We start from the raw sequence: 22,426 nt of genomic DNA, 5'->3' as shown, positions 1-22,426 counted from the left end.
GCTACGCGGGCGGACCATCGGGCACAGTGGGATGAACAAGCTGCTGTCCGGTTCCGGAATTCTTGTGTCGATCATGACGATGACGCTGGCCTGTTCGTCCGGATCGGTTGCCCGAGAGGACAGCGTGGCACCTGCGCTGGATGTGACGACCGAACTGGACGGGCTGAGCAGGCCGTGGGATGTGGTGGCGGCACCGGACGGCGCAATCCTGACCGGCGAACGGTCGGGTCGATTTATCGTCAAGCGTGCGGACGGATCGGTGGCAGACCTCGAGGCCGATCTCGGCGATCTCTATGCCGAGGGTGAAACCGGTTTGATGGGAATCGAACTGGCACAGGATTTTTCCTCATCCAGAACGTTGTACACCTGCCAAGGCGTCCTCGGCGAGGACACTGGAATGGACAGTTCGGGCGGCGCCGAGGGGAACCGCATCGCCGTCGTCAGCTGGTCCGTGGACGTGGCCTGGACGGAATTGACGCGGGTCGCGACCGTGCTCGACGATATTCCGGTCGCCGAGAACGGCCGTCATGGCGGTTGCCGAATCCTGGCTGCCGAAGACGGTTCGCTGTTCGTCGGAACCGGGGATACCGCGAGCCCGACTGTTCCGCAGGACCGAACTTCGCTCGGCGGCAAAGTGCTTCACATCGAAGCCGACGGCTCGCCCGCCGCGGACGCACCCGGCCGCGTGTACACACTCGGACATCGCAACGTGCAGGGCCTGGCATTCGCACCCGGCACCGACACCCTGTACGAGGTGGAGCAGGGCACGAGCCGAGACGACGAACTGAACCTTGTGGTTCCCGGCGGAAACTACGGATACAAGCCGGATCGCGAGCCGGGAATCTACGACGAGTCGGTGGAGATGACCGACCCCGATCGCGTGCCGGGTGCACGCGCTGCGGTCTGGAGTTCGGGATCACCGACGATTGCGACGCCGGGGCTGACATTCGCCGATGGCGCAGCGTGGGGCGAGTGGAACGGCGCAGCTGTCCTCCCCAGTCAACAGGGCCGGAAGCTAGTTTTTCTGAAGCTGACGGACGACGGTACCGGGGTCGCTCAGCATGCCGTTGCGCTCGAGAACGAGTACGGCAGGCTCCGCTCGGCCACGAGCCTGCCCGACGGTTCGATTCTGCTCACCACCGACAACGGCTCGGAAGACAAGGTGCTGCGCATCTCTCCCCGGTGACGCCCATCTCTCCCCGCTGACACACAGGGGGACCACCGCGCACCCGGCGATGGTCCCCACTCACGGTGGCGTCAGTCCGCGTGAGCCTTGCTCGGATGATCTGCAGACTCCTCGTCGCTCCCCGCGCCCGGATGACCGAGCATGGCGGCACCGAGGAGTTCTTCCGGAACACCGAAGCCCTCGACCAGTTCGAGTGCATGCGGACGCAGCGAGCGGCACCGCTCGTTGATCCCGCGGGTGACGGCCTTCGAACGCTCTGTCGAGAGATAGCGGTGCTCGACGAACCAGGCTTTGTCCTCCTCGATGACGGAGAGTGCATAGAGATCGCATACCTGCTCGAGAATCTTCTTGGCTGCCTCGTCCTCACACGAGTCGATGCCGGCGCAGAACGCTTCGAGAACGATCCGATCGATGTGCGCGTGCGCCGCGTGCAACACATGGTCCTGGACGGAGTTGAAGGCGTCGAACGCGCTCATTTCCTTCGAGTTCTTCTGCAGGCGCCGTGCGACGGTCGACAGTAGATAGTTCTCGCGATCCTCGAACATGCCTACCTGCGTGCCGCGATTGAACAGCGATCCCTCTTCCTCGTTGTCCTGGCGGGAGTCGAGGATGGTTTGGATGATCGTCTGTGCTGCAGTGCGTTTGATTACGCGGTCGCCGGCGAACTCCGCGGCGAAGCGAACCCACTCGACCGGGCTCATGCTCTTCACGTCGTCGGCGTAGGCAGTGAGCAACTCCTTCGCGACGAGCTGCGTCAACACGTGGTTGTCACCCTCGAACGTGGTGAACACATCGGTGTCCGCTTTGAGTGAGATGAGCCGATTCTCGGCGAGATAGCCTGCGCCACCGCAGGCTTCGCGCGCTTGCTGAATCGCGGTGGTCGCGTGCCAGGTGTTCGCCGCCTTCAACCCTGCTGCGCGGGACTCCAGCTCGCGCTGCTCCTCCGGATCCGGGTCGTCGCTCGACTGAAGCTCGTGCATCTTTGCCACGAGTTCGTTCTGAGCGAATTGCAACGCATAGGACTTTGCGATCAGTGGGAACAGTCGACGTTGGTGCACCAGGTAGTCCATGATGAGGACTTCTTCTTCGGAATCCGGCGCCGTGAACTGCCTGCGCTGCAGTGCATATTGCGTCGCGATATCCAGTGCGACGCGCGCGGCGGCGGCCGCGCTCCCACCGACCGTGACGCGACCACGGATCAACGTGCCGAGCATCGTGAAGAAGCGTCTACTCGAATTCTCGATAGGAGAAGAGTACGTGCCGTCGGCGGCGACGTCGGCGTACTTGTTGAGCAGGTTGTCGCGCGGAATGCGGACGTGGTCGAACATGATGCGTCCGTTGTCGACTCCGGGGAGACCGCCTTTGTACTGGCAGTCGCTCGTCGTAACTCCGGGGAGGTCCGCGCCGTCCTCGTCGCGCAACGGAACGAAGAAGCAGTGGACTCCGTGTCCTTCCGGCTCCTCGCCAGGTCCTGCGGTGATCAACTGCGCGAATACTGCTGCAACGGTGGCAGTTTCGGCTGCGCCGCCGATGTAGTCCTTGCGTGAGGACGGCGTGGGGGAGTGTACGACGAATTCGCCGGCCTCGGCGTTGTACGTCGCGGTGGTCTCGAGGGCCTGCACGTCGCTGCCGTGGCCGGTCTCCGTCATCGCAAAGCAGCCGAGCAGATCGAGGTCGATGAGACGCCGCACGTAGGCCTCGTGATGGCGTTCGGTGCCGAGGTTTTCGATGGCTCCGCCGAACAGTCCCCATTGCACTCCGGCTTTGACCATCAGTGACAGGTCCGACGTGGCGAGCATTTCGATCATCGTCACTGCTCCGCCGACGTCGCCACCGCCGCCGTGTTCCTTCTTGAAACCGTCTTCGGCTACGCCGTTTCGAGCAAGCAGCTTCATTTGTTCCAAAGCTTTGGTTCGAGCGATCACGGTGTTCGGGGTGTAATGCGGACGGAACTCGTCTCGAACGAGTTGCTTGCGGGCCTCGTTCTTCACATCACGCCAGCGGCCGTCCAAGGTGTTGCGAAGGTGCTCAGAAGTGGTTGCCATACTCGACGGTAACCTTTCGGTCGCCGAGCCGGGAGTGAAGGGTCAGGAAGGCCACAGATAATTTCGGCCAAAAGCTCGCAGTTGCGAGAGGAATCCGCTGCGCGCATACGGGCCGTCATTAAACAGGGACGCACCGTTGTCCGCGAGTGCACGAGTGACAAGTGGGCTGAAGCCGTCGAATTCACTGATGAGGTGCTCGCGCCAGCCGTCCGGCCATGCGCACCGGGCGGGTTCGTGTTGTGCTTCCACCCATATCACTGTAATGCAGCGGTAACATCGCCGTAACATGTTCTGCGGTTCGACTACCCCGCACCGCAGAACCTCCCGTATCCATCGATCCTTTAGTGTCGGCGCATCGATACCTCACAGATTCTGCGAACCGATGCCGCGCACGTCTGGCACCCGTACGGCGGCTTTCCAGCCTCGACCGCACCACTCGTCGTGGAGAGTGCCGCCGGCGTCCGGTTGCGACTGAGCGACGGCCACGAGCTGGTCGACGGCATGAGCTCGTGGTGGGCGGCCGTGCACGGATATCGCCATCCGGTGCTCGACGCGGCGGTGCGGGACCAGCTGGGCAAGATGAGTCACGTCATGTTCGGTGGGCTTACCCACGAACCGGCCGCTCGGCTCGCGGAACTTCTGGTGTCGATCACCCCGGATGGCCTCGACAAGGTGTTCTTCGCCGATTCCGGGTCGGTCTCGGTCGAGGTCGCGGTCAAGATGTGTATTCAGTTCTGGCGCAGCCGCGGTCTGCCACGCAAGAGCCGATTGTTGACCTGGCGTGGCGGTTATCACGGGGACACTTTCGCGCCGATGAGCATTTGCGATCCCGACGGCGGGATGCACACGCTGTGGACCGACGTGCTCAATGCCCAGATCTTCGCTCCCGTACCGCCGAGCGAATTCGATCCTGGCTACGTCGAACTGTTCGAGAAGATTCTCGCGAGCAACGCAGACGAGATCGCAGCGATCGTCGTCGAACCGGTAGTGCAGGGTGCAGGCGGGATGAGGTTCCATGATCCGCGCTACCTCGCCGAGTTGCGGTGGATGGCCGACGACCACGATGTTTTGCTGGTGTTCGACGAGATCGCCACTGGTTTCGGTCGAACCGGTGCGCTCTTCGCGGCCGAACATGCAGGTGTTGCCCCGGACGTCATGTGCGTCGGGAAAGCTTTGACCGGCGGGTACATGACTCTGGCAGCCACCCTGTGCACTTCGGAGGTCGCGGAGGTCATCAGTGCAGGCGAGGCCGGTGGCTTGATGCACGGCCCGACGTTCATGGCGAATCCGTTGGCGTGTGCGGTCGCGGTTGCTGCCGTCGAGCTACTACTCACCCGAGACTGGCGTACGGAGGTTGCCGCACTCGAATCTGGTCTGCGCTCGGGTTTGGCGCCGGCGCAGGCACTGACCGGAGTTGCGGATGTCCGAGTGCGAGGCGGGATCGGGGTGATCGAGATGAGAGAACCCGTCGACATGCAGCGAGCGACGGATATAGCTGTGGCTCATGGTGTTTGGCTTCGTCCGTTCGGTAGGCTGGTCTATGCCATGCCGCCGTACGTGTGCGAGAAGCAGGACGTCGAGCGCATCGCGACGGCAATGGTGGCTATCGCCTCAACAACTTGAACACTGTTCAAGTATGGTCTCTCGGGTGAGGACACTCGACTGGCTGACCGAAGCGGCGAACACCCGCCGAACGCTCGGGTTACATCGGACGCCTGATGCGCGCCGTCAGGACGACTCGGTCATCGATCTCGCGTCGAACGACTACCTCGGCCTGGTCCGACACCCCGAAGTTGTCGACGCATCCTGCGCTGCCGTGCGTGACTGGGGAACCGGCTCGACCGGATCGAGACTTGTCACCGGTACGACGACGCTGCACTGTGAGCTCGAATCCGAACTCGCAGCCTTCGTCGGCGCGCAATCGGGGCTGGTGTTCTCCTCGGGATACACCGCGAATCTCGCTGTGGTGTCGGCACTTTCGGGCCGTGGCGCACTCGTGATGTCCGACTCGGCCTCCCACGCTTCGCTCGTCGATGCGTGCAGGCTCTCGCGCGCTCGAATCGAGGTATTCGACCGAGCGGACCTCGGCGCCGTGGAGCGGACGCTGCAGACCAGGCAGGAAGAGCGAGCACTCCTCGTCACCGACTCGGTGTTCAGCGCCGACGGCGACCTCGCGCCGCTGACCGAACTGCATGCACTCTGCCGCAAGTACTCCGCTCTGATGATCGTCGACGAAGCACACGGCCTCGGTGTCCGGGGAGACGGCGGACGTGGGCTGGTGCAGGAACTCGGTCTTCACGGCCGGCCGGATTTGGTCATTACGGCCACGCTGTCCAAGGCGCTCGCCTCCCAGGGCGGGGTGGTTCTGGGCCCGCCCGCAGTGCGGGAGCACCTCATCGACGTCGCCAGGCCATTCATCTTCGACACCGCACTCGCACCGGCGGCCGTCGCGGCAGCTCGAGCCGCTCTCGCTGTGCTCCTCCGCGAACCTATGCGCGCAGTCGCAGTGCGTGAGCGGGCGCAGGATTTGGCCGACATCGTAGGAGTGGCGGAACCGGAATCGGCCGTCGTGTCGGTCGTGCTCGGGGATGCGATCGAAGCCTATGAGGCCTCGCAGTACGCCCGCCGCCAAGGCGTGCACGTCGGCTGCTTTCGTCCACCGTCGGTCCCCGAGGGCACCTCGCGGTTGCGTCTCACCGCACGGGCCACGCTGACCGAGGACGATCTCACTGTCGTTCGCGAAGTCCTGGGATCCGTGCTGAACCGATCACTACTGTGAGCGTTCTCTTGGTCACCGGAACGTCCACCGACGTCGGCAAGACCGTCGTCACCGCGGCGCTGGCGGCGACAGTACGAGCATCGGGAGGGTCTGTCGCGGTGTGTAAACCCGCACAGACCGGTGTCGCACCCGGCGACCCTGGCGACCTCGAGGAAATTTCTCGACTCACCGGTGTCGACAATCTATTGGAACTGGCCCGCTACCCCGAACCCCTGGCACCCGACGTCGCGGCTCGTCGCAGCTCGATGCCGCTACTGGGACTCGACGACGTCTGCGGTGCCGTGAGCGCCCTCGACGCCGACGTGGTGCTCGTCGAGGGCGCAGGTGGGCTCCTTGTACGCCTGGGAATCGGCGGATTCACGCTTGTCGACGTCGCCCGCAGAGTAGGTGCCCCGGTCCTGGTCGTCTGCGGAGCCGGGTTGGGAACGCTCAACCATTCCGCTCTCACGGTGGCTGCGCTCGAAACAGCCGGTGTGTGGTGCGCGGGCCTGGTGATCGGTTCATGGCCGTGCACGCCCGATGCAGCGGCTGTCACGAACCTCGACGAACTACCCGAGGTGACGTCGACCGCATTGCTGGGCCGCCTACCGGAAGGCGCGGGCACGCTCAGTGCGCCCGAATTCACCGCAGCAGCGCCGTCATGGTTCGACGGAATCGAAGACATTCTGTTTCGGTGACGGGTGCGACTACTGCGCTGCTGGTGGAAGCCGAGAACGGGGAGAAAAACCGGACTTTTCGTTTATTGCCGTCGGCGTCGGGTACTCAAGGGGCCACACCTACAGTTGGGGGCTAGAAATGAACACTGCAGTATGGATAGTGATTGCTGTTGTAGTAGTGCTGCTCATCGTCGCGATTGCTTTGGCGCTCGCCCGGAAGCAAAAATCCGGTCGACGCGTGGAAGCCGAGCGTATTCGTGAGAAGGCCGCCGAAAAGTCCGTGCAGGTCGAGGAGCGCCAGGCGATTGCCGACGAGAGCGCCGCGAAAGCCCGCCGCTCGCAGGCCGATGCCGAGGCCAAGGCGGCCGAAGCTCGCCGTCTGTCGTTGCAGGCCGAAACCCACCTGGGTGATGCTGCAAGCTCCCGCGACGAATTGGATGCAGAGTACGCCCGCGCCAATAAGATCGATCCGGACGTGAACACCAAGACCGGCACCAACAAGTCGGGCAGTGTCGACAAGGCGTCCGCCGAGAAGATGGTCGCACCGAACGCCACTCATGCCGGACAGCATGACGCCGGCCATCACGAAACCGGTCGCCATGAGGGTGCAGTTCATGACGGCACGGCTCGTGAGAGCACAGTTCGCGACGGGGGAGTCCGCGACGGCAACGTGCGCCCGGACGGCGCCGTAGGCAACGAAGACAGTGTTGTTCGTGGTGACAGCGCTGTTCGTGATGACAAGGTCGTTCGCGGTGAAGAGGTTGTTCGTGGTGACGAGCACCTGCCGAACGACCCGCGTGGTGGCGAGCACCGCGCACCGTAGAACTCAGCTGTAGCTCTCCACTGCCCGTCCGCCGAAGCTTCTTCTCCCCGACCGGGAGCGGAACTTCGGCGGGCGGGTTTTGTCGTTGCTACACAGCGCGTAGCGCGGTCAGCCGCTAGAATATCTCCGCAAACGGCAGGAGAAGTCGATGCACGATTTCGTCTTGATTCCAGGTGCGGGCGGCGACGGTTGGTACTGGCATCTAGTGGAAGCGGAGTTGGTACGACGAGGCTACGACGTCGTCGCGGTGACCCTTCCGGCCGGCGACCCGGACGCAGGCCTGCTCGAGTACACCGACACAGTCCTTACCGCGATGGGTGGCGTAGGTACCGACGTTCTCGTTGCGCAATCGCTCGGTGGCTTCACCGCACCCCTCGTCGCGGGGAGAACAGAAGTCTCGATGATCGTCCTGCTCAATGCGATGACGCCGAAGTCCGGTGAGTCACCGGGTCAGTGGTGGGAGTCGACGGGGTCGCAGCAAGCGCGTGCCGAACAGGCGCAGCGCGAGGGCCGCTCGTTCGACACCGAGGATCTGGTTGCCGACGTCTTCTTTCACGACGTTCCACCTGAGGTCACTGCCGAGGCCATGCGGCGTGGTGCTCCCGAACAATCCGACGGCCCGTTCGTCCTTCCATACCCGACGACGCAGTGGCCCGATGTCCCGACGCGTTTCCTGCAAGGTGCGGAGGACCGTTTCTTTCCGATCGAGTTCCAGCGAAGAGTTGTCACCGAACGGCTCGGAATAGAACTCGACGAGATGCCCGGTGGGCACTTGGCCGCACTGTCGCAGCCCATTCTGCTCGCCGACAGACTCCAAGCGTATCGAGCCGAACTCGGTGGCGATCGGTGAATTATTACGCCCTGTAGTTGGCGAAACGGGTAAACCTGGGACACTGGAGTTCGTGACTGTTCCGACCGGCGACGATGCCCCTGTTTCGGCCCGACTTTTCGAGCGCGCGAGCGCAGTGATTCCTGGTGGAGTGAACTCCCCGGTTCGCGCCTTCCAATCGGTAGGTGGAACCCCGCGGTTCATCGCCGAGGCCAGCGGATACACGATGATCGACGCCGACGGTAAGTCCTATGTCGACCTGATCTCCTCGTGGGGCCCGATGATCCACGGACACGCCCATCCGGTCGTGGTCGAAGCGGTCCAGAAGGCAGCAGCGACGGGCCTGTCGTTCGGTGCGCCGACCGAGCGGGAAATAGAACTCGCGGAGGAAATCATCGGCCGGGTAGGCCCGGTGGAGCAGGTTCGGCTTGTGAATTCCGGCACAGAGGCCACGATGAGCGCGGTCCGCCTCGCACGCGGTTTCACCGGGCGCACCAAGATCCTCAAGTTCTCCGGCTGCTATCACGGCCATGTCGATGCGCTGCTCGCCGATGCAGGCTCGGGTCTCGCGACACTCGGGCTGCCGACATCGCCAGGAGTGACGGGTGCGCAGGCCGGCGACACGATCGTGGTTCCGTACAACGACCTCGCCGCCGTCGAGGCCGCGTTCGCGGAGAATCCAGGCGAGTTCGCCTGCATCATCACCGAGGCGGCCGCAGGCAACATGGGCGCAGTCCCGCCGGTCACCGGCTTCAACGAGGGCCTGCGTCGTATTGCCACCGACAACGGTGCGCTGCTGATAATGGACGAAGTGATGACGGGATTCCGCGTCAGCGCCGCCGGTTGGTACGGCATCGACGGCGTCGCAGGCGATCTCTACACCTTCGGCAAGGTCATGAGCGGCGGGCTCCCCGCAGCTGCGTTCGGTGGTCGCGCCGACATCATGGCCTACCTCGCCCCAGCCGGCCCGGTCTACCAAGCGGGCACATTGTCCGGTAACCCGGTTGCCGTCGCAGCCGGACTGGCCAGCCTGCGACTGGCCGACGCAGCGGTCTACGAGAAGCTCGAGAACAACTCCAAGCAGCTCGGTGGACTCCTCGGCGATGCCCTCAGTGCGGCAGGCGTTCGTCATCATGTGCAGTTCGCGGGCACTATGGTGAGCGTGTTCTTCTCCGACGGACCGGTCACCGACTATGCAGGTGCCAAAGCAGCTGAGACCTGGCGTTACCCGGCCTTCTTCCACGGCCTGCTTTCCCGCGGCGTCTATCCGCCGCCGAGCGCATTCGAAGCCTGGTTCGTCTCCGCAGCCCTCGATGACAACGCCTTTTCGATCATTGCCGACGCACTACCCGCCGCCGCTCGTGCAGCAGCCCAAGCAGAAGCTGGAACCTCCAAGTGACCGACGCGCCCACCACGAACGACGCCACGCATCCGCACCAGGCCAGCAGGACCATCGTCCATGTCCTGCGTCATGGTGAAGTGCACAATCCGAAGGGCATTCTGTACGGACGCCTTCCCGGATTCCGGCTGTCGGTCACAGGCCAGACCCAAGCCAAAGCCGTCGCCGATGCTCTTGCCGGACACGACATAGCGCTCGTGGTCGCATCGCCGCTCCGACGCGCACAGGAAACTGCCACACCGATCGCGGCGGCGCACGGCCTCACGGTGGGGGAGGACGAGAACCTCATCGAAGCAGGAAACGACTTCGAAGGCCTGCGCGTCGCAGTCGGTGACGGCGCACTGAGCCGTCCGCGCCACTGGTGGAAGCTGCGTAACCCGTTCACCCCGTCGTGGGGGGAGCCGTACCTACAGATCGCGCACCGCATGCTCGCCGCGGTCGGAGCCGCCCGTGTCGCCGCTGTGGGCCACGAAGCCGTCGTCGTCAGCCATCAGTTGCCGGTCTGGACACTGCGGCGATTCCTGCAGGGAGAACGCCTCTGGCACGATCCGCGGCACCGTCAGTGCGGCCTCGCCTCGCTCACCTCGCTCGTCTACGAGGGCGACACCCTCGTGGACATCGTCTACTCCGAGCCCGGCGGTGCCAGCGATCCCAGGATCACCGGTGCGTAGATTTCTCGCTGCCGCATCTGCCGGCATCTCCGTCGTGGTACTGCTCGGCGCCTGCGCGAGCGGCACCGACGCGGTCGCCACCGGCGGCACCTTCGGCTTCGTCTCGCCCGGTGGCCAGACCGAGATCTTCTACGACCCGCCGTCCGAGCGCGGAACGGTCGGCACGTTGTCCGGGCCCGACCTGATGACCGAAGGCGACACGACGTCGTTGTCCGATTACGAAGGTAAGGCCGTCGTGATCAATGTCTGGGGGCAGTGGTGCGGCCCGTGTCGTGGTGAGGCCGACGACCTCGAAGAGGTCTACGAGAACACCAAGGATCTCGGCGTCCAATTCCTCGGCATCAACGTTCGCGACAACGCCCAGGACAAGGCACAGGACTTCGTCATCGACAACAACGTCACCTACCCGTCGATCTACGACCCCCCGATGCGCACCCTCACCGCTCTCGGCGGCATACCGACTTCGGTGGTTCCCACCACGATCGTGCTCGACAAGAAGCACCGCGTCGCCGCGGTCTTCCTACGTGAACTGCTCGCCGAGGACCTGCAACCCGTCGTCGAACGGGTCGCAGGTGAGGGGCCCGAGCAACAGTGAGTAACACGGTCCACTTGGCGGGCATCGGTGAGACGTTTCAGACGACGGCGTCGACGGGTCCACTCGTCCTCGCTTTCGGTGTGTGCGTCCTCGCCGGTCTCGTCTCGTTCGCGTCGCCGTGTGTGGTTCCACTGGTGCCCGGATATCTGTCGTATCTTGCCGGGGTCGTCGGGGCCGACGCTCCGGCCGTGACCGCGACGGAAGCTGCAACGACGAAGGTGCGGACTCGGACTCGAATGCGAGTCGCAGGTGCGGCAGGGCTGTTCGTCCTCGGCTTCACCGTGGTGTTCGTGCTGGCGACGGCCACGGTCTTCGGCGCGATCTCGGTACTGGCAGTCAATCGGGAACTGCTGATGCGAATAGGTGGCGTCGTCACCATCGCAATGGGGTTGGTGTTCGTCGGGCTGGTGCCTGCCCTGCAGCGAGACGTCCGATTCGAGCCGCGCCGAGTCGGCAGTCTCGTCGGCGCACCACTGCTCGGTGGCGTGTTCGCATTGGGATGGACCCCGTGCCTCGGACCGACCCTCGCGGGCGTCATCTCGCTCGCCGCGGGTACCGAAGGGGCGACGGCGGCACGAGGAGTAATACTCATCGTCGCGTACTGCCTCGGACTCGGATTGCCGTTCGTCATTCTCGCCTTTGGATCGGTCAGCGCACTTCGCGGAGTCGGCTGGCTTCGTACCCATTCACGACAGATACAGGTATTCGGCGGAATCATGTTGATAGCAGTAGGAATTGCCCTCGTGACAGGCGCGTGGGACGTGTTCGTCGGTTGGGTCCGTGACGCCTTCGTATCGGACGTGGTGTTGCCGATATGACCGATCTCGACACCCGGCCGGAGCAGGCGCCCCGACGCCAATCCCCGCCGCGACGCGTCCTCGCAGGCGCCCGCAACACCTGGCGCGGCCTGACGAGCATGCGTACGGCGCTCGTACTGCTCTTCCTGCTGGCCTTCGCGGCGATTCCCGGTGCACTGGTTCCCCAACGCAGCCTCAACGCCGGCAAGGTCGACGAGTACATCGCCGCCCGCCCGACGCTCGGCCCGCTGATGGACAAGCTGGAACTGTTCGACGTATTCAGTAGCTTCTGGTTCACCGCCATCTACGTGCTGCTGTTCGTCTCTCTCATCGGCTGCATTCTTCCGCGCTGCATAGAGCACGGAAAAGCCTTGCGTACCAGGCCTGTTCGGGCTCCTCGGAACCTGTCGCGACTTCCGCACCATCGCCGGTACGTCGCCGACGGGTCACCCGAGGACACTGCAGCAATCGTGCAGGCACAATTGCGCGGCTGGCGCGTGGAGAAGCGTGAAAGCAACGGCGAGGTGACGCTGTCTGCGGAGAAGGGGTACCTCCGAGAGTTCGGCAACCTCGTCTTCCATATCTCTCTGGTCCTTCTGCTCGCTGCAATCGCGCTGGGCAAGCTGTTCGGATACGAAGGCAACGTCGTGGTCATCGCCAACGACGGGCCAGGGATCTGCAGCACCTCACCGGCAATTTACGACAGTTTCCGCGCAGGCAACCTCGTCGACGGCACCGGACTCGAACCACTGTGCGTCAGGGTCGAGGACTTCAAAGCCGACTATCTGGAGAACGGTCAGGCCGAGCAGTTCACGTCCAACATCGAGTACCAGGCAGGGGACGACCTCGCGAACAATGTCTGGAAGTCCGATGTCCTGCAGGTCAACCATCCGCTACGGGTGGCAGGGGACCGTGTGTACCTGCAAGGCCACGGATACGCACCGACATTCACGGTGACCTTCCCGAACGGCGAAACCCGCACCGAGACCATCCAGTGGCAACCGACCGACGCCACGACCTTCCTCTCCAGCGGCGTGATGCGCATCGACCCACCGGGAGGGCTCTACCCCGACGCAGAGGACCGTCGCAAGAACCAGATCGCAATCGAGGGCCTGTTCGCACCGACTGCGTTCTTCCACGACAAGCTGCTCTCCTCCAGCTTCCCGGCGATGACCGACCCCGCCGTCGCCATCGACATCTACAAGGGTGACACCGGACTCGATACCGGACTTCCGCAGTCACTGTTCACGCTGAACCAGGAGATGATCAACCAAGGCAGGCTCGTCAAGCAGGACCGAATCAACCTGAAGCCAGGTGAGGCATCGACACTGTCCGACGGCACGACGGTCCGATTCGACGGTGCCGAAGAGTTCGTCAATCTGCAGGTGTCGCACGATCCGGCGCAGACCTGGGTGCTCGTTTTCGCGCTGACGATGATGAGCGGACTGCTGGTCTCGCTGGTGATCAAGAGGCGCCGAGTGTGGGTCCGACTCCTCGCGGATGGTGACCCACGACGTACTGTAGTAGAACTTGGCGGGTTGGCTCGTACCGATCAGGCCGGGTGGGGTGAGGAGTTCGACAACCTCTGCGAGCGTCTGATTGCCGACGTGAAAACTGTGGACGCAAACTCTGCGAACACGAAGAACGACCAGGAGAACTGACCGATGCCGATCAACGAGACGCTCTCGCAGTACAGCGACTGGTCTTTCGAGTCCTCATTCACGATCTACGTACTCGCATTCATCCTGCTCATTGCGCAGTACGCCTCGGTGAAGGCCTCGGCCGTCCACTCCAAGGAGCTGGTCGGCTCCGGTGCGCCCATCGCTACGGCCACCGGCCCGGGGCGCATTGCCGACGCACCGAAGCGTCCGCTGTCCGAGCGTCTGGCCGGCATGGGATACGCGCTGCTGATCCTCGCACTCGTGCTGCATGTGGCAGCGGTCGTCCTGCGCGGGTTCGCAACGCATAGGTTCCCGCTGGGCAATATGTACGAGTTCGTCACCATGGCCACGGCCGCTGCGACCCTGACCTCGATCGTGTTGCTGCGGAAGCGTGCGATGCGCCCGATGCTCGTGTTCGTCCTGGCACCGATCATCATTCTGATGTTCCTTGCCGCCACGAAGCTCTACGCGGACGCAGCACCCGTCGTGCCGGCGCTGCGCTCCTACTGGCTGCCTATCCACGTCACCATCGTCAGTGTCGGCAGTGGAATTCTGCTCGTCTCCGGCGTCGCGAGCTTGCTGTTTCTGCTGCGCATCAAGCAGCCCGCCGGCGAGGAGAAGAGCACCGCACTCGGCAGATTCGCCGCCAAGCTGCCCGACGCTCAATCGCTCGACCGGCTCGCGTACAAGACGACGATCATTGCGTTCCCACTGTTCGGTGCAGGCGTCATCCTCGGTGCGATCTGGGCAGAGGCAGCGTGGGGCCGCTTCTGGGGCTGGGACCCCAAGGAAACGATGTCCTTCATCACCTGGGTCATCTACGCCGCATACCTGCACGCACGGGCAACGTCCGGGTGGCGGAATACACGCGCAGCCTGGATCAACGTCGGTGGTTTCGTCACCATGTTGTTCAACCTCTTCATCATCAACATGGTGGTCTCCGGTTTGCACTCCTATGCCGGTCTGAACTAGCTGGTAACGTCCGCCTGAAATTATTGGCAGGACCGGGGTGGCGTGCTGGGGAGCGCGTCACCCGTTTCGGTAACGGTGGGGGGACAAGTTCATGGCCGATTGGCAGATGAGTTCGTGGCAGGCGGTGCGGCCAGAAGAGCCGGACGAGGACCGGCCTTCGTCGATCACTGCACCTCCAGAAGTTACGCCTCCAGCGGTCACACCTGCAGCGGTCACACCTGCAGAAGTCACGGCCCCGACAGCCACACCCCCGGGCGCGACGGCCTCGGCCATCGTGCCGGTGGAGGAGCCGTCCCCTCGGACCGAGCCCGAGGCTGCAGTGGTGCATGACGCCGAGCAGCCTGTCGTCGCAGCACCAGAGGCTCTTGTCGACCCACCTGAGGCACTGGTCGAAACAGCGCCCGATTCTGGCTTCCGGTCGACGCCGGTACCGATGCCGGCCGAGGACCAGCATCCGCGGACGGCGCCGCAGGCTTTGCTGCCTCCCCAGGTAATCGCTTCGTCCGCACTCGATTTGACCAATGCATTGCTGGTGAAGCAGGTCAGTCCCGCTCCACTGTCAGGTTGGCGTCGGTGGCTGTATTCCGCGTCGGGCAAGCGGATGAATCTGGGCAACAGTCCGCGTGACGAAAAACAGTTGCGCCTCGTTCGGCAGGTCGACCGCCAACTGGTCGGCTGCTATCGAGTGTCGGTGCTCAGCCTCAAGGGAGGCGTGGGAAAGACCACGACCACGGCGACTCTCGGGTCCATGTTCGCGAGCATCAGAGGCGACCGTGTCATAGCGGTCGACGCCAATCCCGATCGAGGGACCCTGAGTCAGAAAGTGCCCATCGAAACGCCGGCGACAGTGCGAAACATGCTGCGCGACATCGACAGTTTGGATCGCTACAGCGATGTGCGCGGATACACCTCGCAGAACGAGTTCAGGCTCGAGGTGCTCGCCTCGGACTCCGACCCCGCAGTGTCGGAAGCATTCAGCGGCCGCGACTACGATCGCGCCGTAGATCTGCTCGAGAAGTTCTACAGCATCGTCCTGACCGATTGCGGTACCGGTTTGATGCACTCCGCCATGGACAGCATCCTCTCCGGTTCCGATGCACTGGTAGTGGTCAGTTCCAGCTCGGTCGACGGGGCTCGGAGTGCGTCGGCGACCCTCGATTGGCTCGACGCGCACGGACACCGAGATCTCGTTCGATCCTCGGTAGCCGTCGTCAATGCAGTGCGGCCGCGAGCGGGAAAAGTCGATCTTGCGAAGGTTGTAGAGCACTTTGCGCAAAGGTGCAGGCAAGTCGTGCTCGTGCCCTTCGACCCGCACCTCGAGGAGGGAGCGGAGATCGACCTCGGGCGACTCAAACCCAAGACTCGGTTCGCTCTACTGGAATTGGCGGCTGCCGTAGCCGCAGACTTCCCCAGCACTCGACCGGATGCAACGCGCACGCGAAATCGGACAAGAACAGCCCGCTCCTGAGGAGCGGGCTGCAGGCAGAGGCGCGAAGACGGTTCACCCGTCTCGCTGGTTACTCTGGTTGATCTTGTTTTCCCGAATCCTGACCATCGGTGCCCGAGCGTCGAGTATCGCGATTCATCTTCCACAGGAATTCTGGGTCGTCGTCAGGCCCGATCACCTTGCCTACAGGTTCCTGCACCGTCGGGCCGAACGCCTTCCAGAACAGGACGATCACTGCTACCAAACCGATCATCGCCAAAAGATAGATCATGTCGCACCTCCTCATAAGAGGGTAGCCGCGTGGGGATGCCATGTGCACCCCACGCGGCTAGCAGTTTCCTGAGAATCGCCTCTCCAGTGTGAGCGGTGAGCTACCTGTGCCCGGCCTCCGTGGTCAGTGAGGTCAGCAAAGCCATGACCTCGGACTCGCGGAACCGGCGGTGGCCGCCGGGCGTCCGAAGTGATCCGAGCCGTCCTGCGTGCGCCCATCGGGTCACGGTCTTCGGATCGACATGAAAGAGCGCCGCTACCTGCCCCGGTGTGAGCAGTGAATCCTGAGCATTGTGCAGAGTTGGTGCGCTCATCTTCTCGTGTCCTCCTGCGTGCTGTCTCGCGTGTGATCGATCGCTGATGTGTCCGGTACTGCTGGTGTTCCTCACCCTGACGGGGTCCTCGGTGAAGCAAGACCCGCCCCCGTGGGGTGTGAATCCCGAATCGGGATCCGCCCGCGTGGACCTGCGTTCTCATCCGATCGGTCGAGAACGCGTGGTGTACGAGACCCATGGTTACATCCGGACCCCTAGGTACTCGACTGACCTAAAGTTGGTAAAGGGGAGGTAATGGACAAATCGGATAAGTCAGGCGGCATCGAGACGGGTTGTTCCGAGCGGTAGCCTGGGATCGTGACCGAAAGCAACACGCCCCCCGCGCCCACCGCAACAAAGGGCGAACTGTTCCGTGACATAGCCCTTTACACCGGAGCACGCTTGTTGCTCGTCATCGTCATCGCCGCCGCCATCTTCGGAATCGGCCTCATCTTCGGCGTCGAGGTACCCATACTCGTCGCCGCGGTATTCGGAGTACTGATCGCACTGCCGCTGTCGCTGGTGCTGTTCAAGTCACTCCGCATCCGAGTCAACGTGTCGATCGCCGGAGTGGACGAGGGGCGCAGACAAGCGCGTGCAGATCTGCAATCGAAGCTCCGCGGAGAAGACGGCCGCTGATGACCCGCGTAGTCGATCACTCGGCGTCGCGTGAATGGGTCGACAACGCAGTCCGGCTGATCGACGCCGACGCCCAGCGCAGCGCCGACACCCATCTCCTGCGCTACCCGTTGCCTGCCGCCTGGAACGTCCAGCTCTACCTCAAAGACGAGTCCACACACATCACCGGAAGCCTCAAGCACCGGCTCGCCCGCTCACTGTTCCTCTACGCCATCTGCAACGGTTGGGTCACCGAGAACACCACCGTCGTCGAAGCATCTTCCGGATCGACAGCAGTCAGCGAGGCCTACTTCGCGCGCCTACTCGGCCTGCGCTTCGTCGCCGTCATGCCGCGCAGCACCAGCCCCGCCAAAGTCGCACTCATCGAAACCCACGGCGGAAAATGTCACTTCGTCGACGACCCGGCCGCGATGTACACCGAAGCGCACCGACTCACCGCCGAACCCGACACGCACTACATGGATCAGTTCACCCACGCCGAACGCGCAACCGACTGGCGCGGAAACAACAACATTGCCGAATCCATCTTCGACCAACTCACCCGCGAAGAGTCACCCATACCTACCTGGGTCGTCGTAGGAGCAGGGACCGGCGGCACCAGCGCCACCATCGGTCGCTACATCCGGTACCGACGCCACGCCACACGATTGGCCGTCGTGGACCCGGAGAACTCCGCCTTCATCGGAGGCTACGAAAGCGGAAGGGCCGACTACGAGACCGACAAACCATCTCGGATCGAAGGGATCGGACGTACACGAATCGAACCATCCTTCGTCGGACAGGTCATCGATCGTATGATCGCCGTACCCGACGCAGCATCCGTCGCCGCCACCAGACACGCATCCACAGTTCTCGGAAAGCGAGTCGGCGGATCGACCGGGACCAACATCTGGGGAGCCTTCGGACTGATCTCCGACATGATCTCCGCAGGCAACCACGGAAGCGTCGTGACACTGCTCTGCGACGGCGGCGAACGCTACGCCGACACCTACTTCGACGACAGCTGGGTCGCCGACCAGGGAATGGACCTCACCGGCCCGACAACGGTCCTGGAAAACTTCCTCAGAACCGGAGAATTCGTACCCTGAACTCCCAGTTCCGCAGGCTCTACTCTCGCATCTCTGGGTCGTTCCGCAGGCTCTACTCCCGCCTCCCTGGGTCGTTCCGCAGGCTCTACTCCCGCATCAACACGACCGACGCCGCTGCCGTCGCCGCCGCCACCGAACCCACCGCAGGCCAGGCGCCGATCTTCTTCGCCAGCGGGTGCGAGGCCCCGAAACCCACGAGATAGGTCGCCAGGAGCGCGCCGGCAACCTTCGGGCCCGAGGACGCATTCCACGAGACGGTGCACGCGACACCTGCAGCCGCGAGGACAGCACCTCCGAGTTGCCGGTTCTCCGTCTTCCGTGCCACCGCGAAACCGCCGAGGAGTCCACCGGCCGCGAGCGCCGACGTTGCAATCGTGTTCAAAGCCATGCCATTGGAAGTCATACCGCCGACAGTAGTGCCGAGATGCGTCTCACGTCGCCTGCAAGGTCGGTCAGGACTCCGTTGCCGCACGCACTCGAATCTCGCGCGCGAGGTGGTCTCGCTGTTCGATGACGAGCCTGCGAAGCGCCCCAGGCGCCCACTCGTGAGCAGCGAGCCACGCATCGGCATCCTCGGTGCTCTGCTGCTGCGGGAACAATCCGATGACGAGCCTCCTGGCGATCTCGATACTTCGCCCGGCCCAAAGTTCCGCGATCACCTCGAAATAGCGGGAGTCGAAGGACGCCAACATGTCCCGTCGCCCACCGGCACGGAAGCCGGACACCGTCGCGTCGACTGCGTCGTTGGACAAGTCGTCGGAGTCCATCAATGCCGACCACGCAGTCGACTTCGCTTCGGCCGTCGGTCGGGCCGAAATCGCTGCGCGATACGAATTGCGACTGGAAGCCGATGCGTCCAAGGTTAATTCGGCATCGATCGCGTCCTTGTCGGCACGGCCGGATGCACTCAGAGCCCGCATCAGCAACCACCGCTGCTGTGGATCGAGATCGAGGCCCTCGAGGGGCAGGCGGCCGTCGAGCAGTCCGAAGATGTCCTCGGCTCTGGAATCGGAATTCTGGGCCGCCGCGCCGACCGCGCGTAGCCACACCACTTGCGCATCGCTTCCGGTATCTGCCGACATCAGTCGAGACCAACACGTGTCCAGCCAGAGTCGGGCAGCATCCTGACCGTCCGAATAGTAGTGATCGATCGCGTACTGGGCATTGGTGAGAACAGCCTCCAGAATGCCCACCTTGCTCTCCGAAGGCGCGAACCGCGTGACGAGGTCCAAGAACTTGGTCGGCGCAAATTCCGCGTCACGTGTCGCGTTCCACAGTGCCGACCAGATCAATCCCCGAGTCAAGGGGTCGACGATTCGATCCAGCGAACTGGCGATAGTGGCAAGGGATTTCTCGTCGAATCGAATCTTGGCGTAGGTCAGGTCGTCATCGTTGAGGAGAATCAATGCGGCACTGCGTAATTCGACGGGGGTGCTCGCGTCGACGATATCGATCTCGCGACGCTCCGTACGAACGAGATTGCCGTCGGCATCCGCGTCGTACAGTCCGATGGCCAGGCGATGCGGGCGTGGGTCGGTCTGCTCGACGCTGCTGCCGGTGTAGGAGAGTGTCGAGACGCCGCTTGTCTTCAGCCAGGCGGTAGCCCAGCTGTCCAGATTCCTCCCGGACGCGGCGGAGGCATGAGTAAGCAGATCTGCGAGTGTCGTGTTGCCGAAAGCGAACTCGGCGAAATACCTTCGGGAGGCCTCGAAGAAGGCCTTGTCTCCGACGTATGCTGCCAGTTGTTTGAGTACGCTGGCGCCCTTGGCATAGGTGATGCCGTCGAAGTTCAGTTTGGCAGCTTCGAGATCGATGATGTCGGCGACGATGGGGTGGGTCGTCGGGAGTTGGTCCTGCAGATACGCCCAGGCCTTACGCCTGTTCGCGAAACTGACCCAGGCATCGGTGAAGCGCGTTGCGTCGGCGGAGGCGAATGCGCCCATGAAGTCGGCGAAGGATTCTTTCAGCCACAGGTCATCCCACCACTCCATAGTCACGAGATCGCCGAACCACATGTGCGCCATCTCATGCAGGATCGTATTGGCGCGAGCTTCGTACTGGGCATCTGTTGCAGCGGAACGGAATACGTACGACTCGGTGAACGTGACCAAGCCTGGATTCTCCATTGCGCCGAGGTTGTACTCCGGAACGAAGATCTGATCGTATTTGCCGAACGGATACGGGTATCGGAATTTGTCGTGGAAGAAGTCGAGCCCCCGACGAGTGATATCGAAGATGTCCTCGGGATCGAAGTACTCGGAGAGAGAAGCTCTGCACAGTGCGCCGAGCTCCACGGTGAGATCGTCTCGAGTCCAAGATGATTCGGATCGCTGATAGGGACCTGCGGCGACGGCGGTGATATACGTCGAGATGGGCAGGGTAGGGGCGAAGGTCACGGTATCTCCCGTGCGGATTCCAGTCCGGTTGGAGAGAACTTCCCAGCCAGACGGCGCGGTGATCACAAAGGTGAACGGCGCCTTGATATCGGGCTGTTCGAAATTCGCGAAGACGCGTCGAGCGTCGGCCGGTTCGAATTGGGTGTAGAGATAGACCTCGTCGTCGACGGGGTCGACGAAACGGTGAAGACCCTCACCTGACCGGCTGTAACGAGCCAACGCGTCGACGACGACCGTGTTTCTCGAGGCCAAGCCGACGAGCTGAATGCGGGCGCCGTCGTAGACCACGGGAATCTCGACGTCGTTGAGCCTGATCGAATGTACGTCCGCGCCGATGAAGTCGATCCATGTCGCCGGTGTGGACGCGTCGAACGAAATGGTGGTGCGAGAGGTGAACGTGTCGATGTCGGCGTCGGTCGCCGCGAGTAGGTCCAGCTCGATCCGATACGAGACTTCGGTGATGTGTCGCGAGCGACGGCGTGTCTCGGTACGGGTGAGGTTCGCAGTGTTCACGTGTCGAGCGTAAGCCGCTCGGCAGCGCCGCGGGTGGGCACACCCTTCGGCGCAGCGCCGCATAGTCTTGGGCGCATGACATTTCTCGTACGGCTCGTTATCAACGCTCTTGCGATCTGGTTGGCTGCGCAGTGGGTCGGCGGCATCGAACTCGCGAGCTCGGGTCGTGGGACAGGATGGGATTTGATCGTCCTGGCCGGCATTGCAGCGGTCTTCACCATCGTCAATGCGTTCATCAAGCCGATGGTGAAACTGCTGTCGCTTCCCCTGGTCATTCTGACGCTCGGACTGTTCACCCTTGTCATCAACGCTTTGATGCTGCTCCTCACCGCCTGGATTTCCTCGGTGACCGATTACGGCTTGGCGATTGCAGGCTTCGGTGCAGCATTCTGGGGCGCACTCATCATCTCCATCGTCAACTTCCTGCTCGGCGCGTTCGTGCCCGAGAACCGCTGACGGTCTACGCCAATGCCAGCGCGGCTCCGGTCGTCAAGCCCCACACCAGCATCGCCAGACCGGAGTCGCGAAGCGCCGGAATGAGTGCGAATCCCGTCGCACCCGTACGCACCGGCGTGTTTGCGCGTGCTGCCAGAGGCAACGCGATCAGCGCGATCAGCGCCCACGGTGTACGCGCGACGAGCGCGACCGTCACCGCGAACGGAACGATCATCAGTGCAAGGTGGAGCAGGCGGGTGCGGGAGTCGCCCAGTCGCACAGCGAGTGTGTGCTTTCCGGAGTCCGGATCGGTATCGATGTCACGAAGATTGTTTGCGACGAGTACAGCGCTCGAGAACGATCCGACTGCGACGGCCGCGACCGCTCCGACCCAGTCGACCCGACCCGCCTGCACGAACTGGGTACCGAGAACCGCGACGAGGCCGAAGAACACGAAGACCGCTACCTCACCCAGGCCGCTGTATCCGTAGGGCTTCTTGCCGCCGGTGTAGTACCACGCACCCGCGATGCAGACAGCGCCGACGAGGATGAGCCACCATGCACTGGTCACCGCCAACGTGATCCCGGCAACTCCGCCGACTACGAAACATCCGACGGCAGCAGCCTTGACGGAACCGGGCGAGGCAACCTTCGACCCGACGAGCCGGAGGGGGCCGACGCGTTCGTCGTCGGTGCCTCGGATGCCGTCGGAGTAGTCGTTGGCGTAGTTGACACCGATGATGAGCGCGAGCGACACGAGGAGCGCGAGCAGCGCCTTCCACCAGACGGCGTCACCGAGTGACGCCGCAGCACCTGTTCCGACGAGAACGGGCGCAATAGCGTTGGGCAACGTGCGGGGGCGTGCGCCTTCGATCCATTGAGCAGTGGTGGCCATGCTGTAGATCTTTGCG

The 22,426-nt window shown here is 63.3% G+C and carries 23 protein-coding genes; 16 read left to right on the top strand and 7 right to left on the bottom strand.

Features of this window, described 5'->3' with window-relative positions:
* Positions 1–73 precede the first annotated feature (73 nt).
* The gene (locus QMK32_RS01495) at positions 74–1,186 is read left to right on the top strand and encodes a PQQ-dependent sugar dehydrogenase (protein WP_283473142.1); all 1,113 of its coding nucleotides are present in this window, start codon (positions 74–76) and stop codon (positions 1,184–1,186) included.
* Positions 1,187–1,257: 71 nt separating this feature from the next.
* Here QMK32_RS01495 and QMK32_RS01490 read toward each other — a convergent pair whose 3' ends face one another.
* The gene (locus QMK32_RS01490; RefSeq protein WP_283472545.1) at positions 1,258–3,231 is read right to left on the bottom strand and encodes an acyl-CoA dehydrogenase family protein; all 1,974 of its coding nucleotides are present in this window, start codon (positions 3,229–3,231) and stop codon (positions 1,258–1,260) included.
* Positions 3,232–3,273: 42 nt separating this feature from the next.
* Entirely contained in the window at positions 3,274–3,480 is a 207-nt protein-coding gene (locus QMK32_RS01485; RefSeq protein WP_283472543.1) for an inositol 2-dehydrogenase, read from the bottom strand.
* Between the two features lie 105 nt (positions 3,481–3,585).
* Here QMK32_RS01485 and QMK32_RS01480 point away from each other — a divergent pair, with 105 nt between their 5' ends.
* The 12 genes from QMK32_RS01480 (at position 3,586) to QMK32_RS01425 (ending at position 15,881) form a co-directional block, all read left to right on the top strand.
* The gene (locus QMK32_RS01480) at positions 3,586–4,854 is read left to right on the top strand and encodes an adenosylmethionine--8-amino-7-oxononanoate transaminase (RefSeq protein WP_283473141.1); all 1,269 of its coding nucleotides are present in this window, start codon (positions 3,586–3,588) and stop codon (positions 4,852–4,854) included.
* 13 nt (positions 4,855–4,867) lie between these two features.
* On the top strand, positions 4,868–6,010 hold the full coding sequence (locus QMK32_RS01475) for an 8-amino-7-oxononanoate synthase (protein ID WP_283472541.1): 1,143 nt from the start codon (positions 4,868–4,870) through the stop codon (positions 6,008–6,010).
* Positions 6,007–6,687 (top strand): dethiobiotin synthase, encoded by a 681-nt coding sequence (bioD, locus tag QMK32_RS01470; protein ID WP_283472539.1) that lies wholly within the window; start codon positions 6,007–6,009, stop codon positions 6,685–6,687. The genes QMK32_RS01475 and bioD overlap by 4 nt, the downstream gene beginning before the upstream one ends.
* A gap of 118 nt (positions 6,688–6,805) precedes the next feature.
* Positions 6,806–7,489: a hypothetical protein gene (locus QMK32_RS01465; RefSeq protein WP_283472538.1), complete on the top strand. Its 684-nt coding sequence runs from the start codon at positions 6,806–6,808 to the stop codon at positions 7,487–7,489.
* Positions 7,490–7,637: 148 nt separating this feature from the next.
* Positions 7,638–8,339 carry an alpha/beta fold hydrolase gene (locus QMK32_RS01460; protein WP_283472537.1) on the top strand — a complete coding sequence of 234 codons (702 nt, stop codon included), beginning with the start codon at positions 7,638–7,640 and terminating at the stop codon, positions 8,337–8,339.
* A gap of 52 nt (positions 8,340–8,391) precedes the next feature.
* Positions 8,392–9,717 carry a glutamate-1-semialdehyde 2,1-aminomutase gene (gene hemL / locus QMK32_RS01455; protein ID WP_283472535.1) on the top strand — a complete coding sequence of 442 codons (1,326 nt, stop codon included), beginning with the start codon at positions 8,392–8,394 and terminating at the stop codon, positions 9,715–9,717.
* The gene (locus QMK32_RS01450) at positions 9,714–10,388 is read left to right on the top strand and encodes a histidine phosphatase family protein (RefSeq protein ID WP_283472534.1); all 675 of its coding nucleotides are present in this window, start codon (positions 9,714–9,716) and stop codon (positions 10,386–10,388) included. The genes hemL and QMK32_RS01450 overlap by 4 nt, the downstream gene beginning before the upstream one ends.
* Positions 10,381–10,983 carry a TlpA disulfide reductase family protein gene (locus tag QMK32_RS01445; RefSeq protein WP_283472532.1) on the top strand — a complete coding sequence of 201 codons (603 nt, stop codon included), beginning with the start codon at positions 10,381–10,383 and terminating at the stop codon, positions 10,981–10,983. The genes QMK32_RS01450 and QMK32_RS01445 overlap by 8 nt, the downstream gene beginning before the upstream one ends.
* Positions 10,980–11,801 (top strand): cytochrome c biogenesis CcdA family protein, encoded by an 822-nt coding sequence (locus QMK32_RS01440; protein ID WP_084346184.1) that lies wholly within the window; start codon positions 10,980–10,982, stop codon positions 11,799–11,801. The genes QMK32_RS01445 and QMK32_RS01440 overlap by 4 nt, the downstream gene beginning before the upstream one ends.
* Complete coding sequence (gene resB, locus QMK32_RS01435; protein WP_283472531.1) at positions 11,798–13,441, top strand: cytochrome c biogenesis protein ResB; 1,644 nt, start codon at positions 11,798–11,800, stop codon at positions 13,439–13,441. Before QMK32_RS01440 ends, resB begins: the two co-directional genes overlap by 4 nt.
* A 3-nt stretch (positions 13,442–13,444) precedes the next feature.
* A complete protein-coding gene (gene ccsB, locus QMK32_RS01430; RefSeq protein ID WP_283472529.1) occupies positions 13,445–14,413 on the top strand; it encodes a c-type cytochrome biogenesis protein CcsB in 969 nt (322 codons plus the stop codon).
* A gap of 91 nt (positions 14,414–14,504) precedes the next feature.
* A complete protein-coding gene (locus tag QMK32_RS01425) occupies positions 14,505–15,881 on the top strand; it encodes a nucleotide-binding protein (protein ID WP_283472527.1) in 1,377 nt (458 codons plus the stop codon).
* 49 nt (positions 15,882–15,930) lie between these two features.
* On the opposite strand, the gene QMK32_RS01420 is transcribed toward QMK32_RS01425, so the two are convergent.
* Complete coding sequence (locus tag QMK32_RS01420) at positions 15,931–16,131, bottom strand: hypothetical protein (RefSeq protein WP_269304872.1); 201 nt, start codon at positions 16,129–16,131, stop codon at positions 15,931–15,933.
* Between the two features lie 100 nt (positions 16,132–16,231).
* Complete coding sequence (locus QMK32_RS01415) at positions 16,232–16,444, bottom strand: BldC family transcriptional regulator (RefSeq protein WP_269304874.1); 213 nt, start codon at positions 16,442–16,444, stop codon at positions 16,232–16,234.
* A 318-nt stretch (positions 16,445–16,762) separates the two neighbouring features.
* On the opposite strand from QMK32_RS01415, the gene QMK32_RS01410 reads away from it, so the two are divergent.
* On the top strand, positions 16,763–17,083 hold the full coding sequence (locus tag QMK32_RS01410) for a DUF4229 domain-containing protein (RefSeq protein ID WP_283472524.1): 321 nt from the start codon (positions 16,763–16,765) through the stop codon (positions 17,081–17,083).
* Positions 17,083–18,171 carry an L-cysteine desulfhydrase Cds1 gene (gene cds1, locus QMK32_RS01405; protein ID WP_283472523.1) on the top strand — a complete coding sequence of 363 codons (1,089 nt, stop codon included), beginning with the start codon at positions 17,083–17,085 and terminating at the stop codon, positions 18,169–18,171. The genes QMK32_RS01410 and cds1 overlap by 1 nt, the downstream gene beginning before the upstream one ends.
* Positions 18,172–18,256: 85 nt before the next feature.
* On the opposite strand, the gene QMK32_RS01400 is transcribed toward cds1, so the two are convergent.
* Both QMK32_RS01400 and pepN read right to left on the bottom strand, forming a co-directional pair.
* Positions 18,257–18,574 (bottom strand): hypothetical protein, encoded by a 318-nt coding sequence (locus tag QMK32_RS01400; protein WP_502943499.1) that lies wholly within the window; start codon positions 18,572–18,574, stop codon positions 18,257–18,259.
* Positions 18,575–18,623: 49 nt separating this feature from the next.
* Positions 18,624–21,080, bottom strand: coding sequence for an aminopeptidase N (pepN, locus tag QMK32_RS01395; protein ID WP_283472522.1), 2,457 nt, complete (start codon positions 21,078–21,080; stop codon positions 18,624–18,626).
* 75 nt (positions 21,081–21,155) lie between these two features.
* Between pepN and QMK32_RS01390 the strand changes: the two genes are divergently transcribed.
* Complete coding sequence (locus QMK32_RS01390; protein WP_084346175.1) at positions 21,156–21,536, top strand: phage holin family protein; 381 nt, start codon at positions 21,156–21,158, stop codon at positions 21,534–21,536.
* Between the two features lie 4 nt (positions 21,537–21,540).
* Here QMK32_RS01390 and QMK32_RS01385 read toward each other — a convergent pair whose 3' ends face one another.
* Positions 21,541–22,410 (bottom strand): 1,4-dihydroxy-2-naphthoate polyprenyltransferase, encoded by an 870-nt coding sequence (locus QMK32_RS01385; protein ID WP_283472520.1) that lies wholly within the window; start codon positions 22,408–22,410, stop codon positions 21,541–21,543.
* Positions 22,411–22,426 lie beyond the last annotated feature (16 nt).

Origin of the sequence: Rhodococcus sp. H29-C3, from assembly GCF_030063405.1 — a bacterium.
Classification (GTDB): domain Bacteria; phylum Actinomycetota; class Actinomycetes; order Mycobacteriales; family Mycobacteriaceae; genus Rhodococcoides.
Note: the sequence above shows the minus strand (reverse complement) of the source record. Positions and strands in the feature narration are given on the sequence as shown.

Bases quoted from the DNA above. Each gene is read 5' to 3' on its own strand.
- QMK32_RS01385 (WP_283472520.1), bottom strand. From the start codon at position 22,410: ATGGCCACCACTGCTCAATGGATCGAAGGCGCACGCCCCCGCACGTTG.
- QMK32_RS01460 (WP_283472537.1), top strand. From the start codon at position 7,638: ATGCACGATTTCGTCTTGATTCCAGGTGCGGGCGGCGACGGTTGGTAC.
- QMK32_RS01400 (WP_502943499.1), bottom strand. From the start codon at position 18,574: ATGACTTCCAATGGCATGGCTTTGAACACGATTGCAACGTCGGCGCTC.
- QMK32_RS01475 (WP_283472541.1), top strand. From the start codon at position 4,868: ATGGTCTCTCGGGTGAGGACACTCGACTGGCTGACCGAAGCGGCGAAC.
- QMK32_RS01490 (WP_283472545.1), bottom strand. From the start codon at position 3,231: ATGGCAACCACTTCTGAGCACCTTCGCAACACCTTGGACGGCCGCTGG.
- QMK32_RS01415 (WP_269304874.1), bottom strand. From the start codon at position 16,444: ATGAGCGCACCAACTCTGCACAATGCTCAGGATTCACTGCTCACACCG.
- QMK32_RS01420 (WP_269304872.1), bottom strand. From the start codon at position 16,131: ATGATCTATCTTTTGGCGATGATCGGTTTGGTAGCAGTGATCGTCCTG.
- QMK32_RS01390 (WP_084346175.1), top strand. From the start codon at position 21,156: ATGACATTTCTCGTACGGCTCGTTATCAACGCTCTTGCGATCTGGTTG.
- resB (WP_283472531.1), top strand. From the start codon at position 11,798: ATGACCGATCTCGACACCCGGCCGGAGCAGGCGCCCCGACGCCAATCC.
- QMK32_RS01425 (WP_283472527.1), top strand. From the start codon at position 14,505: ATGGCCGATTGGCAGATGAGTTCGTGGCAGGCGGTGCGGCCAGAAGAG.
- ccsB (WP_283472529.1), top strand. From the start codon at position 13,445: ATGCCGATCAACGAGACGCTCTCGCAGTACAGCGACTGGTCTTTCGAG.
- cds1 (WP_283472523.1), top strand. From the start codon at position 17,083: ATGACCCGCGTAGTCGATCACTCGGCGTCGCGTGAATGGGTCGACAAC.
- QMK32_RS01465 (WP_283472538.1), top strand. From the start codon at position 6,806: ATGAACACTGCAGTATGGATAGTGATTGCTGTTGTAGTAGTGCTGCTC.
- QMK32_RS01495 (WP_283473142.1), top strand. From the start codon at position 74: ATGACGATGACGCTGGCCTGTTCGTCCGGATCGGTTGCCCGAGAGGAC.